This window comes from Streptomyces sp. PU-14G (assembly GCF_041028275.1).
GTDB lineage: Bacteria > Actinomycetota > Actinomycetes > Streptomycetales > Streptomycetaceae > Streptomyces.
In genome coordinates this window covers 1-13,767 of the sequence record NZ_JASKYT010000187.1, presented here as the reverse complement: position 1 = coordinate 13,767, position 13,767 = coordinate 1, and the positions used below count along the sequence as shown (strand labels likewise).

The window sequence follows — 13,767 nt, the reverse complement described above, 5'->3', positions numbered from 1 at the left end:
ATGCGGGACACCTCGGCGGGGGTCTCGGCCGCGGCAGCGGTCTTCGCCCGGCGGCGGCGGGAGAGGACGACGCGCCGCTCGGCGGCCGTCAGACCGCCCCAGACGCCGTACGGCTCGGGCATCAGCAGGGCGTGCTCGCGGCACTCGACCAGGACGGGACAGCGGGCGCAGACCCGCTTGGCGGCCTGTTCCCTGGCGAGCCTGGCGGCCGTGGGTTCCTTGGACGGTGCGAAGAAGAGCCCTGCCTCGTCCCGGCGGCAGACGGCGTCGCCGTGCCAGGGGCCTGCCTGGTCATCTCGCTCAGGCGTTCGCTGGACGGGGACGGTGGCGGCGGCCTGCAGGGACTGATGCGGCGTGTGCAGCACGGTCTGCTCCTGACGCGACGACGGAGGTTCGGTCTCCTTCACCCGTCTTGCAGCGCACGGCGGTTCCACGGGTCCCCCACCGGCTCACCGGAGCCGGTCCGCAGTCAGACCGTACGAAAGACGATGCCCGAGCCCTACCCGCTGTACGTGCCGGTATGCATTGCGTGGCCTCCCACGCACGCCCCGGCGCACGCTCCCCGGCGCGCGCCATCCGCGGCGCGCGCCGGGTGCCGTCACGGTTCCTTGTGGAGTCGGTCCCGCAGGTTCTGGATGAGCGAACCGCGCTTCGGTTTGGCCTCCACGCCCCCGAAAATCGCGGCCCCCTCGACCAGGACCGTGGGGGCTCCGGGGTCCGGCGAGTCGGTGACACGGACGTCGAAGCCGCCGAAGATCCCGGCACCCTTCTGCTGGAGCGTGACGTTCTCCGGGACCCGGATCTCGATTCCACCGAAGATCGCAGTGGCGTTGATCTGCACGTGCGGGTGCTCGAACAGCGCCTCGGTCAGGTCGATCTCGATGCCGCCGAAGAGAGCGAACGCGTTGATCTTGCGGGGGACCCGCCAGCGCCCCTTGCGCCCGGAGCCGCTGAAGATCGCGACGAGGTTCTCCTTGGGCCCCCACCCGTGGGGGCCCGGCGCGGTGGTGTGCGAAGCGGCGAAGTTGGCGAACGAGGAGGCGTAGGAGCGCTCCCCGCCCCGGGTGTCCTGTCCGGCTCCGTGCGCCGCGCCCGCACCGCTTCCGCGGCCCGCGGGCAGGTCGCCCACCAGCGGCTCCAGTTCACCCATCGTCTTGGCCGCGTAGACGGACTCGACGCGCTCGCCGTGCTCCTCCGCGTCCAGGCGGCCCTCGGCGAGGGCCTCGCGGAGGATGTCGGCGACACGGTCGCGGTCCGCGTCCGAGGCGCGCACGTCGGCGTCCCGTACCGCGGGCGCGGGAGCCGGTGCGGCGGGGGCCGACGGGCGTCCGTCAGCCGGCTGCTTTTCGAGCGAGGGACGCGAGGAGTCTTCAGTCACACGGGCAGCGTACCCAAACGCGATAGATCGCGACTACCCCCGGACGGCCTCCTTGCGTCCGCGTTCTACGCTGTGAGACGCGCTCCCATCGTCGAGAGCCACGGCTTCTTCCGCAGCGATCACGCGGGAGGCCGTGAGTGTGAGAGGAAGAGTCCCCAGTATGTCTGCCAGCTCCCAACCGGCCAGCCCGGAGTTCTCCTACACGGATCTACTCCCCACCGGCGAGGATCCCACGCCCTACCGCCTCGTCACCAGCGAGGGCGTGGCCACGTTCGAGGCGGACGGGCGCACCTTCCTCACGGTGGATCCTGAGGCGCTGCGCAAGCTGGCGGCCGAGGCCGTCCACGACATCCAGCACTACCTGCGCCCCGAACACCTCGCGCAGCTGCGCCGCATCCTCGACGACCCGCAGGCCAGCGCCAACGACCGTTTCGTCGCCCTCGACCTGCTCAAGAACGCCAACATCGCGGCGGCCGGCGTGCTGCCCATGTGCCAGGACACCGGCACCGCCATCGTGATGGGCAAGCGCGGCCAGCAGGTGCTGACGGCGGGCGGCGACGAGGAGGCGCTCTCGCGCGGCATCCACGACGCGTACACCCAGCTCAACCTGCGCTACTCCCAGATGGCCCCGCTGACCATGTGGGAGGAGAAGAACACCGGCACCAACCTGCCCGCGCAGATCGAGCTGTACGCGACTGACGGTGACGCCTACAAGTTCCTGTTCATGGCCAAGGGCGGCGGCAGCGCCAACAAGTCCTTCCTCTACCAGGAGACGAAGGCGGTGCTGAACGAGGCCTCCATGATGAAGTTCCTGGAGGAGAAGATCCGTTCGCTGGGCACCGCGGCCTGCCCGCCGTACCACCTGGCGATCGTCGTCGGCGGCACCAGCGCCGAGTACGCGCTCAAGACCGCCAAGTACGCCTCGGCGCACTACCTGGACGAGCTGCCCACCGAGGGGTCCCCGTCCGGCCACGGCTTCCGGGACACCGAGCTGGAGGAGAAGGTCTTCGAGCTGACGCAGAAGATCGGCATCGGCGCCCAGTTCGGCGGCAAGTACTTCTGCCACGACGTGCGCGTGGTGCGGCTGCCGCGGCACGGCGCCTCCTGCCCCGTCGCCATCGCCGTCTCCTGCTCGGCCGACCGGCAGGCCAAGGCGAAGATCACCGCGGAGGGCGTCTTCCTGGAGCAGCTGGAGACCGACCCGGCGCGCTTCCTGCCGGACACCACCGAGGCCCAGCTGACCGAGGGCGCGGGCCCCGACCTGGACGCGGTGCGGATCGACCTGACGCGCCCCATGGACGAGATCCTGGCCGAGCTGACCAAGCACCCGGTCAAGACCCGGCTGTCGCTGACGGGCACCCTCGTCGTCGCCCGCGACATCGCACACGCGAAGATCAAGGAGCGGCTGGACGCGGGTGAGGAGATCCCGCAGTACCTCAAGGACCACCCCGTCTACTACGCGGGTCCCGCCAAGACGCCCGAGGGCTACGCCTCCGGCTCCTTCGGCCCGACCACGGCCGGGCGGATGGACGCCTACGTCGAGCAGTTCCAGGCAGCGGGCGGCTCGAAGGTGATGCTCGCCAAGGGCAACCGCAGCAAGCAGGTCACCGACGCGTGCGCCTCGCACGGCGGCTTCTACCTCGGTTCCATCGGCGGCCCCGCCGCCCGGCTCGCCCAGGACTGCATCAAGAAGGTGGAGGTCCTCGAATACGAGGAGCTGGGCATGGAGGCCGTCTGGCGGATCGAGGTCGAGGACTTCCCCGCGTTCATCGTCGTGGACGACAAGGGCAACGACTTCTTCGCCGACCCGGCCCCCGAACAGCCCTTCGTCACCTCCATCCCGGTCCGCCAGGGCTCCTGACCCTCGGGGGGGCGGCCCGCCACCCGGGGGCCGCCCCCGCCGTTCGGCCTCTCGCTCCACCGCGCCACCGCGCACACGGCCGCACCCGCACACGTCAGCCATACGCCCGTACGGGTGACATCCACCCATATGAGCGCACGAGCCCACAGCGCCCGCATAGCGTCACGGCCATGGTCAACTCCCCGCACGAGGCGCACCATCGCTCCTTCCAGGAGTTCCCGGAGCTGTTCAGCCGCGCCTTCGGCCTGCTCGGGCTGCCCGACCCGGGACCGTCCTCGGTGGACGTGCTCAACTGCGACGTCACAGAGGTCAAACCGCTGGAACGTCGCGTGGACACGCTGCTCCGCCTGGCGTGTGCCGACGGGCACACCTACCTGCTGGTCGTCGAATCGCAGACGAAGAAGGATCCGGGAAAGGCCCGTAGCTGGGGCTACTACCTCAGTTACCTGGCCAACAAGTATCCAAAGGACCACCCGGTGCTTCTGGTGCTCTGCCGCGATCACCAGACCGCCCGCTGGGCCGCCGGGCCGTTCCAGGTCGGACATCGGGCTCGTGCCAACCTGCACGTCACCCCGTTCGTGCTCGGCCCCAACAATGTGCCGGTCATCACCGATGTCGAGCGCGCTGCCGCCGATCTACCGCTCGCGGTGTTCTCCGCGCTGACGCACAGCAACGACAGGCGCATCGATGACATACTGGACGTTCTCGCAACGGCCCTGAAGAAGGCGCCGGAGGACGACAGAACCGCTCTCTGCGCCGAACTGACCGCCATCGGCCTCGCCGACTCCCCTTCGGCCGATCTGTGGAGGACACTCATGGGAACCGGACTCTTCGAATCCCGCAGCTGGCTCGCCGAGGGCTTCCGCGACCAGGGCCGGGTGCAGACGCACGTCGAGAAACTGTTGCAGGTCCTCGACACCCGGCACATCCCTCTCACCGAAACCCAGCGCGAGCGCATCGTCTCGTGTAAGGACAGCGAGCTGCTGAATCGCTGGTTCGTCCGCGCGGTGACGGCCGGGTGCGCCGAAGAGGTGTTCGAGGCGGCGGGGGGCGAGGGGACCTCCGGGGGCTGACCCGCATGGCGTGCCGGGAATGCGGGGACCCGTGCGGAACGCTGTGCGTGACGGAGGTGCACGAATGAGCGACAGCGCGGAGTACCGGACCGAGCACGACTCGATGGGTGAGGTGCGGGTTCCGGCGCACGCCAAGTGGCGGGCGCAGACGCAGCGGGCCGTGGAGAACTTTCCCGTCAGCGGGCAGCGGCTGGAGCGCGCGCACATCGAGGCGCTGGCCCGGATCAAGGCGGCGGCGGCCGTGGTGAACGCGCGGCTCGGGGTGCTGGACGAGGAGCGGGCCGAGGCCATCCGTGCGGCGGCCGAAGAGGTCGCGCGGGGGGACTGGGACGAGCACTTCCCCGTCGACGTCTTCCAGACCGGTTCCGGCACCTCCTCGAACATGAACATGAACGAGGTGCTGGCGACGCTGGCCACCGAGCGCCTGGGCGGCGCAGGCGGCCCAAGCGGCCCAAGCGGCCCAAGCGGCGCCTCCGGCGAGCCGGTGACCGTCCACCCGAACGACCACGTCAACGCCAGCCAGTCGTCCAACGACGTGTTCCCCTCCTCGCTGCACATCGCCGCGACGGCCGCGGTGACGGCGGATCTCGTTCCGGCGCTGGAGCATCTGGCCGTCTCGCTGGAGGCGAAGGCGAGCGAATTCGCCCAGGTCGTGAAGTCGGGGCGTACGCACCTGATGGACGCGACGCCCGTCACGCTCGGCCAGGAGTTCGGGGGCTACGCGGCGCAGATGCGGTACGGCGTCGAGCGGCTGCGCGCCACCCTGCCCCGGCTGGCGGAACTGCCTTTGGGCGGTACGGCGGTGGGTACCGGCATCAACACCCCGCCCGGCTTCGCGCCCGCCGTCATCGAGGAGGTCGCGCGGGCCACGGGCCTGCCGCTGACCGAGGCACGGGATCACTTCGAGGCGCAGGGGGCGCGGGACGCGCTGGTGGAGACCTCCGGGCAGCTGCGCACGGTCGCGGTGGGTCTCACGAAGATCTCCAACGACCTGCGGTGGATGGCCTCCGGGCCCCGCACGGGGCTGGCGGAGATCGCGTTGCCCGACCTCCAGCCCGGCTCCTCGATCATGCCGGGGAAGGTCAACCCGGTGATCCCGGAGGCGGTACTGATGGTCGCGGCGCAGGTCACGGGGAACGACGCGACGGTCGCCGCGGCGGGCGCCGCGGGCAACTTCGAGCTGAACGTGATGCTGCCCGTCATCGCCAAGAACCTGCTGGAGTCCGTGCGGCTGCTCTCGAACGCCTCGCGGCTGCTGGCGGACCGCACGGTCGACGGCATCACCGCGAACGCGGAGCGGGCGCGCACGTACGCGGAGTCGTCGCCCTCCGTCGTCACGCCGCTGAACAAGTACCTCGGGTACGAGAACGCGGCGGCGGTCGCGAAGAAGGCGCTGGCCGAGGAGCTGACCATTCGTGAAGCGGTGCTGAGCGGCGGGTACGTGGAGCGGGGCGAGCTGACGCGCGCGCAGTTGGACGAGGCGCTGGACGTGCTGCGGATGACGCACCCCTGACGGTCGCACACGGCCCTGCTGGTGCCGCGCCGGCGCCCTGTCGGTCCCGGCCCGGACGGCGCCCCGGCACACGTGCGGTCGGCCCGTACGGTGTCCCGCCGGGCTTGCGGCGCAGCTCACGGCGGGCCTGTGGGGTGGGCGCCTAGGATCTCGTCATGACAGCGGAACAGGCGGCGACGACGCAGCGCTGGCCCACGGGAACCCCGATCCTGTGGCGCTACCGCGCCAACGGCGGCGCACACCCCCACATCTGCCGTCCCGTCACCGTCGTCCAGGACACCGCCGAGCTGCTGGCGGTGTGGATGGCGCCCGGCACGCTGTGTGTGCGGCCCGAGTTGGCGGACGGTACGCCGTTGCACCGCGAACCACTGGCCACCCGGTACACCAAGCCCCGCAGGGCGGCTTTCACCCGCTGGTTCGGCATGGGTGTGCTCAAGCTGGCGCGGCCGGACGAGCCGTGGTCGGTGTGGCTGTTCTGGGAGCGCGGCTGGCGGTTCAAGAACTTCTACGTGAACCTGGAGGAGCCGCGGCTGCGCTGGCCGGGCGGTATCGACTCCGAGGACCACTTCCTGGACATCGAGGTGTGGCCGGACGGGGGCTGGGAGTGGCGGGACGAGGACGAGTTCGCCGAGGCCCAGCGGGTGGGGCTGATGTCGGATGCGCAGGCGGCGCAGGTGCGTGCGGCCGGGCGGCGGGCCGTCGAGGCGGTAGGCGCCTGGGGCTCCCCGTTCGCGGACGGCTGGGAGTGGTGGCGGCCCGATCCGGCCTGGCCGGTGCCCGAGTTGCCCGACGACTGGGACAGGCCGCCGCCCGACGCGTGCCCGCACCGGGCTGACGGTGCCCCTTGATACGCCCCCATACTGCAAACGTAGGATCAACCTCCGTACGAAATGCGCCGCACAACTCCTCGCACCCCCCGGGGATTTGACCGGCAGCCAGGAAGGAGCCCAGCCGTGAGCAGCTCTGCGGGTTTTGGGGCTAGCCGGACAGCCGGGTCAGGTGCCGGGGCGTATGACGGTTTTGACCGTACGCATATCGACAGAACGGGTCAGTCCGAGGCTTTCGACGCGATAGGGGACCGGTACGACGAGGCGTTTCCGCACAAGGAGGGCCAGATCGCCGGTACCGCGTGGCTGTCCGACCTGCTGCCGCCCGGCTCCAGGGTGCTCGACGTGGGCTGCGGCACGGGATTGCCCACGGCACGCCAGCTGGCGGACGCGGGGCACAAGGTGGTCGGTGTCGATCTGTCGTCGTCGATGCTGAAGCTGTGCCGCGACAACGTTCCGGAGAGCGAGTGCCGCAAGCTGGACGTCGCCGATCTGGAGTCGGCTCGCCTGGGCCCGTTCGACGGTGTCGTCGCCTTCTTCTCGCTGCTGATGCTGCCCCGCGCCGAGATCCCCTTCGCGCTGCGGGCCCTGCACGGTCAGCTGCGCGGCGAGGGGCCGCTGGTCCTGGGCATGGTGGAAGCGGACGTGAACGATTTCGCCATTCCGTTCCTGGGCCACGCGATCCGGGTATCCGGCTACCTGCGGGACGAATGGCGCGCGGTGGTCCAGGACGCGGGATTCGACATCGTGGAGGAGGACGCACGCGCGTACGCTCCTGCGAGCACGGACATACCGCCCGAGATTCAGCTCTTCCTGCACTGCCGACGACGCCCATAGACCGCTAGCCCGCGACACCGCGGGCGCCTGGCGCTGGGCGTGCGCCGACGCGCAGCCCCGGATGGATGGAAACCGAACGCGTGACGGAGCACGAGAAGCCTGCGGCGAGCAGCACCGCCGAGCCGACGCCGCCCGAGCCACCCGGCTCCCCGGGCCTGGACCGCGCCGGCTCCGCCGGCGAGCCCACGGGCGCCACGGGTCCCGCCCGCACCACCGGCAGCACGAGCCCCGGTGACGAGGCGGCGGCCCCGCGCGGCCGTGACGCCGTCCCCGCGCAGGCCCAGCCGCACCCCCCGCAGCCCGGGGCGGAGCCACGGCCGGCGCCCGGCACCCGGTCCGGGCCCGCCTCCGCGGCGCCGACGCGGGGGCCGGGACCGGGGACGGGTAACGGCGCCGACGGCAGTGAGCGCTCCGAGCGGGAGCGCCGGGGCGGGGACCGGCTGCGGTTCGTCGGCGCGGCGACCCGGCGCATCGCCCGCGGCGTCGACCTGGACGAGACGGTTCTGGGGCTGTGCCGCGCCAGCGTGCCCGCCTACTCCGACGCCATCCTCGTCTACCTGCGCGACCCGCTCCCGGTGGGCGACGAGCGCCCCACAGGACCCTTCGTCCTGCGGCTGAGGCGCAGCGACCGCATCCCCGACGACCCGCTGACCGCCCAGGCCCTGCAGGCCGCCCAGACGGTCGCCCCCGGCGCGGGAACCGCGCCCGAGACCGCCGAGCACTCCGGGCAGGGCGCGAGCGGCAGCGCGGGCCTCGCGTTCGGCATGGTCTCCGGCATGGCGGCCGGCGCGGCCGGTACCACCGCGGCGCAGCTCGCCGAGGTGCGCCCCGGCGGGCCCCTCGCCGAGGTGCTGCGCGGCGTACGCCCCGTCTTCGCCGACTCCCCGGCGGCCAGCGCCGCGCTGCCCGAGCTCCTCGGCCCCGACCGCGAGGTGCCGGCGGGCAACCGTGCCATCCTGGCTCCGCTGCGCGGCCGGCGCAGAGTCATCGGGGCCGCGGTCTTCCTCCGCCGCCCCGACCGTCCCGCGTTCGAGCCGGACGACCTGCTGATCGCGGCCCAGTTGGCGACGCACACGGCGCTGGGCGTCGACAAGGCGGTCCTCTACGGGCGCGAGGCCTACATCGCCGACGAGCTCCAGCGCACGATGCTGCCCGACGCGTTGCCGCAGCCCACCGGGGTGCAGCTGGCCAGCCGCTACCTTCCGGCGGCCGAGACCGCGCGCGTCGGCGGCGACTGGTACGACGCCATTCCGCTGCCGGGCTCACGCGTGGCGCTGGTCGTCGGTGACGTGATGGGCCACTCGATGACCTCCGCCGCGATCATGGGCCAGCTGCGCACCACCGCGCAGACCCTGGCGGGGCTCGACCTGCCGCCGCAGGAGGTACTGCACCACCTGGACGAGCAGGCACAGCGGCTGGGCAGCGACCGCATGGCCACCTGCCTGTACGCCGTCTACGACCCGGTGGCGCACCGCATCGTCGTCGCCAACGCGGGCCATCCGCCGCCGGTGATGCTGCACCGGGGCGGGCGCGCGGAGGTGCTGCGGATACCCGCGGGCGCGCCGATCGGCGTGGGCGGCGTCGACTTCGAGGCCGTCGAACTGGACGCCCCCGCGGGTGCGACGCTGCTGCTCTACACCGACGGTCTCGTCGAGTCGCGGCAGCGCGACGTGTGGACCGGCATCGAGCACCTGCGCGAGAAGCTGGCCGCCACCGCGCGGCTCACCCGGCCGGGCGCGGCAGCCCCGCTGGAACCGCTGTGCGACGAGGTGCTGGACATCGTCGGGCCCGGCGACCGTGACGACGACATCGCGCTGCTGGCCGCCCGGTTCGACGGGATCGCGCCCAGCGACGTGGCGTACTGGTTCCTCGACCCGCGCGCCCAGACCGCGCGGCAGGCACGGCGGCTCGCCCGCAGGGCGCTGGCGCGCTGGGGCCTGGAGGAGCTGTCGGACTCGGTCGAGCTGCTCGTCAGCGAGATCGTCACGAACGCGGTGCGGTACGCGGAACGTCCCATCACCTTGCGGCTGCTGCGGACGGACACGCTGCGCTGCGAGGTCGGCGACGACGTGCCGCAGTTGCCGCGGCTCCGTCAGGCGCGCGCCACCGACGAGGGCGGGCGCGGTCTGTACCTGGTCAACCGGCTGGCGCGCCGCTGGGGGGCCACTCGCCTGTCGACCGGCAAGGTCGTCTGGTTCGAACTCCCCTGCCCTGAGCCCACGCCGAAGACACCACCGGAACTGTGACGTTTCCGCCGGCCTGAGCTGCGCTCGGGCAGCCTGCGCGGCCTTTCCGTCGCGCAGCCCCCGGCCCCGCGGGCGGCAACGAAACCGGCCCGCACCCGGGGTGGCCGGCCCTCGCGGGGGCCAACGTGTCGAGCCCGGGTGCGGGCCGGTGGGCGCTGCGCACTGCGCAGTCGTGCCGTCAGGCGCTGAGGGCGGCCTCGGCGTCCAGGGTGGCGCCGACCGCCTGCACGACGGCGGCGATCTTGAAGGCCTCCTGGATCGTCTCGCGGTCCACACCGGCCTTGCGCAGCACCTGCTCGTGCGAGTCGAGGCACTGCCCGCAGCCGTTGATCGCGGAGACGGCGAGCGACCACAGCTCGAAGTCGGTCTTCTCGACACCGGGGTTGCCGATGACGTTCATCCGCAGCCCGGCACGGAGCGTGCCGTACTCCGGGTCCGACAGCAGGTGCCGGGTGCGGTAGAAGACGTTGTTCATCGCCATGACGGCAGCGGCCGACTTCGCCGCGGTGTGGGCCTCCGCGCTCAGGTTCTCCCTGGCCTCCGGCTCCAGCGCGCGCAGCACGATGCCGGAGCGGGACGCGATGGCGCAGGCCAGCACGGTGCCCCAGAGCTGCTGCTTGGGCAGCTCGGAGTTGCCTATGACGGAGCCGAGGTTGAGCTTGAGGTCCTTCGCGTAGTCCGGAAGGGCCTGCTTCAGGTCATCGAGAGCCATGGTCGGTCACTCACCCGCCAGCAGCTTGACCGGGTCGAGGGTCTCCTCGCCCTGGGTCCAGTTGCAGGGGCACAGCTCGTCGGTCTGCAGCGCGTCGAGGACCCGCAGGACCTCCTTGGGGTTACGGCCGACGGAGCCCGCGGTCACCATCGTGAACTGGATCTCGTTGTTCTGGTCCACGATGAAGACGGCGCGCTGCGCGAAGCCGTCCTCGCCCTCGATGCCGAGCGCGCGCATCAGCTCGTGCTTGGAGTCGGCCATCATCGGGAAGGGCAGGTCGGTCAGGTCCGGGTGGTCCTTGCGCCAGGCGTGGTGCACGAACTCCGAGTCACCGGAGAAGCCGAGGATCTGGGCGTCGCGGTCGGCGAACTCGTCGTTCAGCTTGCCGAAGGCGGAGATCTCCGTCGGGCAGACGAAGGTGAAGTCCTTGGGCCACGCGAAGACGATTTTCCACTTGCCCTCGTAGGTCTTGTGGTTGATCGTCTCGAACTCGCTGCCCTTCTCCAGGGAGACGCAGGCAGTCAGTTCGAACTCGGGGAACTTGTCACCGACGGTGAGCACGTACACACTCCTTGCACTTGCGGCCAGGATGCCCAGTTTGTGCGCATTCCTGGAGGTTGGTCGAAACCACCTAACCACATGCGGCATTGATCGCGGAAATAGCTACAGTTGGTGTGGTTGATTGGAGTGACTTATCAGTGACCGCACCGACCGCGCAGTCCGTGCCCGCGCAGCCCGTGCACCCGGCCCCCGCCGCCCCGTCCGCGCAGCCGCCGCGCGCCGCCCGCACCAGGCAGCCCAGCGTCTCCCAGCTGCGGGCTTTCGTCGCAGTGGCCGAGCACCTGCACTTCCGGGAGGCCGCCGCCGCCATCGGCATGAGCCAGCCCGCGCTCTCGGGCGCTGTCGCCGCGCTGGAGGAGACGCTGGGGGTCCAACTGCTGGAGAGAACCACCCGAAAGGTGCTGCTCTCCCCCGCCGGTGAGCGGATGGCAACCCGTGCCCGCGCCGTGCTGCACGCCATGGGACAGCTCATGGAGGAGGCGGAGGCGGCGCAGGCTCCCTTCACCGGCGTGCTGCGCCTGGGGGTGATCCCCACGGTCGCCCCGTACCTGCTGCCGACCGTGCTCGGTCTCGTCCACCGGCGCTACCCCGACCTGGACCTCCAGGTCCACGAGGAGCAGACCGACTCGCTGCTGGAGGGGCTCGGGCAGGGCCGCCTCGACCTGCTGCTGTGCGCGGTGCCGCTCGCGGCGCCGTGGGTGCGGGAGATACCCCTCTTCGACGAGGACTTCGTGCTCGTCACCCCGCACGATCATCCGGCGGCCGGGCGGAGCGACCTGCCGCGCTCGATGCTGCGCGAGCTGGATCTGCTGCTGCTGGACGAGGGGCACTGCCTGCGCGATCAGGCGCTCGACATCTGCCGCGAGGCGGGCCGCACCGAGTCGACCGGTGTGACCACCAGCGCGGCCGGCCTCTCCACCCTGGTGCAACTGGTGGCCGGTGACATGGGCGTCACCCTGCTGCCGCAGACCGCGGTCCGCGTGGAGACCGGGCGCAACGCCTCGCTGCAAACGGCCCGCTTCGCCGATCCCGCGCCCTCGCGGCGCATCGCGCTGGCCACCAGGGAAGGCGCGGCGCGGGAAGAGGAGTTCCGCGCGTTCGGGGACGCCCTGCGCGCCGCGCTGGCGACGCTTCCCGTGCGCCCCGCGCTGCCGTGATCCGGGGTGCTCACTCCTCGCGGGGCGGCCGGCCCCTGCGCGGGTGCGGCCGGGTCCCCCGGGGCAGGCGGCCGGCCTCTTTGAGGGCCCGGCGCAGGAGGTAGTCGATCTGCGCGTTGGTGGAGCGCAGTTCGTCGGCGGCCCAGCGGGCGAGCGCGTCGTGCATCGCGGGGTCGAGCCGCAGCAGCACCTGCTTGCGCTGCCGCGGCTTCCGCCGCGCGGGCTGCGGGCCCTCGGGATCGGGCGCCGCCTCGGCCTCCTCGCCCGAGGCGGCGTCCTCGCCGTCGTCCGTCACTGGTAGAGCGATCCGGTGTTCATCACGGGCTGCGGGGAGCGGTCGCCGCACAGCACGACCAGCAGGTTGCCGACCATGCTGGCCTTGCGCTCCTCGTCCAGCTCCACGAAGTCCTGGGCCGTGATCCTGGCCAGCGCGTCCTCGACCATGCCGCAGGCGCCTTCCACGATCTTCTGGCGGGCGGCGACGACGGCGCCCGCCTGCTGCCGCTGGAGCATGGCGGAGGCGATCTCGGGCGCGTAGGCGAGGTGGGTGAAGCGGGACTCGACGATGGTCACGCCGGCCGCGCGGACGCGCGCGGTCAGTTCGGCGGCCAGCTTCTCGGTGATCTCCTCGGCGTTGCCGCGCAGCGAGAGACCGGCCTCGTCGTGTGCGTCGTACGGGTACTCGATGGCGATGTGCCTCACCGCCGCCTCGGTCTGCGTGGAGACGAACTCGACGTAGTCGTCCACCGAGAAGGTGGCCTGTGCGGTGTCGCGCACCTGCCAGACGACGACGGCGGCGAGCTCGATCGGGTTGCCGTAGGCGTCGTTGACCTTCAGGACCGCCGTCTCGTGGTTGCGCACCCGGGTGGAGATCTTGCTGCGGCTGGTGAGCGGGTTGACCCAGCGCAGACCGTCCGCGCGGATCGTACCGGTGTAGCGGCCGAACAGCTGGACGACCCGGGCCTCACCCGGCGCCACCATGTTCAGCCCCGCCATCCCGAAGACGGAGCCGATCACCACGACGATGCCGACGACGAGCAGCGTCACGCCCGCGGCCCCCTGGCCGTCCGAGGCCATGCCGCCGCCCAGGACGGTGGCACCGACGCCGAGCAGGAAGCCGATCAGGCCCAGTAGCAGGGCGAGCCCGCCGGGGATGCTGTGGGCGCTCGTCTCCCGCACTTCAGGAGCGGGCATCTCGGGTGCGTCGGTCGGCTGGGCGTAGGTCATCGCTCTCCCCCGTTCTCTCCGGTGTCCGGCGCGCGTCCGGTCGAGACGGCGCGCCCTATCAATATGCTATCACTTTAGCGGCTGGGGCCGGTCCTCGCCAGTACGAGGGGTGACGAGGAACGGCCCCGGCCGCGAGCGCGGGAGACGGAAACGGGCCCGGTGGGCAACCCCCTCGACCCCCGCTGCGTCCGCTGACGGGGACGACCGATACTGGACGGTCGGCACCATCACTGCGGTGAGCGCACCGGACGGGAAAGAGGACCATGGGGCAGGTCGCGGACAGACAGCTCGCACCGCCCCGCCGCATACCCCCGCCGCGCCGCCCCCTGCCCCCCCCCCTTTAGCGGCTGGGGCCGGTCCTCGCCAGTACGAGGG

At 71.7% G+C, this 13,767-nt stretch carries 13 protein-coding genes; 7 read left to right on the top strand and 6 right to left on the bottom strand.

What is annotated here, in order from left to right; translation table 11 throughout:
* Both AB8Z75_RS21135 and AB8Z75_RS21130 read right to left on the bottom strand, forming a co-directional pair.
* Nucleotides 1–365: WhiB family transcriptional regulator (locus AB8Z75_RS21135; protein ID WP_369204290.1), on the bottom strand; the 365-nt coding region annotated here is incomplete at its 3' end.
* Between the two features lie 233 nt (nt 366–598).
* Nucleotides 599–1,378, bottom strand: coding sequence for a DUF1707 domain-containing protein (locus AB8Z75_RS21130; RefSeq protein WP_369204288.1), 780 nt, complete (start codon nt 1,376–1,378; stop codon nt 599–601).
* 160 nt (nt 1,379–1,538) lie between these two features.
* Here AB8Z75_RS21130 and AB8Z75_RS21125 point away from each other — a divergent pair, with 160 nt between their 5' ends.
* The 6 genes from AB8Z75_RS21125 to AB8Z75_RS21100 all read left to right on the top strand — a co-directional run bounded on the left by AB8Z75_RS21125 (nt 1,539) and on the right by AB8Z75_RS21100 (nt 9,735).
* A complete protein-coding gene (locus AB8Z75_RS21125; protein WP_369204286.1) occupies nt 1,539–3,239 on the top strand; it encodes a fumarate hydratase in 1,701 nt (566 codons plus the stop codon).
* Between the two features lie 170 nt (nt 3,240–3,409).
* Nucleotides 3,410–4,312 (top strand): hypothetical protein, encoded by a 903-nt coding sequence (locus AB8Z75_RS21120; protein WP_369204284.1) that lies wholly within the window; start codon nt 3,410–3,412, stop codon nt 4,310–4,312.
* A 64-nt stretch (nt 4,313–4,376) separates the two neighbouring features.
* On the top strand, nt 4,377–5,825 hold the full coding sequence (locus AB8Z75_RS21115; protein WP_369204282.1) for a class II fumarate hydratase: 1,449 nt from the start codon (nt 4,377–4,379) through the stop codon (nt 5,823–5,825).
* A gap of 155 nt (nt 5,826–5,980) precedes the next feature.
* Nucleotides 5,981–6,673, top strand: coding sequence for a DUF402 domain-containing protein (locus AB8Z75_RS21110; protein WP_369204280.1), 693 nt, complete (start codon nt 5,981–5,983; stop codon nt 6,671–6,673).
* Nucleotides 6,674–6,778: 105 nt separating this feature from the next.
* Nucleotides 6,779–7,489, top strand: coding sequence for a class I SAM-dependent methyltransferase (locus tag AB8Z75_RS21105; protein WP_369204278.1), 711 nt, complete (start codon nt 6,779–6,781; stop codon nt 7,487–7,489).
* A gap of 65 nt (nt 7,490–7,554) precedes the next feature.
* The gene (locus AB8Z75_RS21100) at nt 7,555–9,735 is read left to right on the top strand and encodes a SpoIIE family protein phosphatase (protein ID WP_369204276.1); all 2,181 of its coding nucleotides are present in this window, start codon (nt 7,555–7,557) and stop codon (nt 9,733–9,735) included.
* A 178-nt stretch (nt 9,736–9,913) separates the two neighbouring features.
* Here the strand turns inward: AB8Z75_RS21100 and AB8Z75_RS21095 are convergent, their stop codons facing one another.
* Both AB8Z75_RS21095 and AB8Z75_RS21090 read right to left on the bottom strand, forming a co-directional pair.
* A complete protein-coding gene (locus AB8Z75_RS21095) occupies nt 9,914–10,447 on the bottom strand; it encodes an alkyl hydroperoxide reductase (RefSeq protein WP_369204274.1) in 534 nt (177 codons plus the stop codon).
* A 6-nt stretch (nt 10,448–10,453) separates the two neighbouring features.
* Nucleotides 10,454–11,008, bottom strand: a complete 555-nt coding sequence (locus AB8Z75_RS21090) for a peroxiredoxin (protein WP_114014563.1) — start codon at nt 11,006–11,008, stop codon at nt 10,454–10,456.
* 176 nt (nt 11,009–11,184) lie between these two features.
* On the opposite strand from AB8Z75_RS21090, the gene AB8Z75_RS21085 reads away from it, so the two are divergent.
* On the top strand, nt 11,185–12,165 hold the full coding sequence (locus AB8Z75_RS21085; RefSeq protein ID WP_369204292.1) for a LysR substrate-binding domain-containing protein: 981 nt from the start codon (nt 11,185–11,187) through the stop codon (nt 12,163–12,165).
* 10 nt (nt 12,166–12,175) lie between these two features.
* Here the strand turns inward: AB8Z75_RS21085 and AB8Z75_RS21080 are convergent, their stop codons facing one another.
* Both AB8Z75_RS21080 and AB8Z75_RS21075 read right to left on the bottom strand, forming a co-directional pair.
* Nucleotides 12,176–12,511 (bottom strand): hypothetical protein, encoded by a 336-nt coding sequence (locus tag AB8Z75_RS21080; protein WP_369204272.1) that lies wholly within the window; start codon nt 12,509–12,511, stop codon nt 12,176–12,178.
* Entirely contained in the window at nt 12,457–13,392 is a 936-nt protein-coding gene (locus AB8Z75_RS21075) for an SPFH domain-containing protein (RefSeq protein WP_369204271.1), read from the bottom strand. Before AB8Z75_RS21075 ends, AB8Z75_RS21080 begins: the two co-directional genes overlap by 55 nt.
* Nucleotides 13,393–13,767 lie beyond the last annotated feature (375 nt).

Excerpts from the sequence above, each read along its gene's own strand:
- AB8Z75_RS21120 (WP_369204284.1), top strand. The coding sequence starts at position 3,410 with ATGGTCAACTCCCCGCACGAGGCGCACCATCGCTCCTTCCAGGAGTTC.
- AB8Z75_RS21075 (WP_369204271.1), bottom strand. The coding sequence starts at position 13,392 with ATGACCTACGCCCAGCCGACCGACGCACCCGAGATGCCCGCTCCTGAA.
- AB8Z75_RS21100 (WP_369204276.1), top strand. The coding sequence starts at position 7,555 with ATGGAAACCGAACGCGTGACGGAGCACGAGAAGCCTGCGGCGAGCAGC.
- AB8Z75_RS21095 (WP_369204274.1), bottom strand. The coding sequence starts at position 10,447 with ATGGCTCTCGATGACCTGAAGCAGGCCCTTCCGGACTACGCGAAGGAC.
- AB8Z75_RS21115 (WP_369204282.1), top strand. The coding sequence starts at position 4,377 with ATGAGCGACAGCGCGGAGTACCGGACCGAGCACGACTCGATGGGTGAG.
- AB8Z75_RS21125 (WP_369204286.1), top strand. The coding sequence starts at position 1,539 with ATGTCTGCCAGCTCCCAACCGGCCAGCCCGGAGTTCTCCTACACGGAT.
- AB8Z75_RS21110 (WP_369204280.1), top strand. The coding sequence starts at position 5,981 with ATGACAGCGGAACAGGCGGCGACGACGCAGCGCTGGCCCACGGGAACC.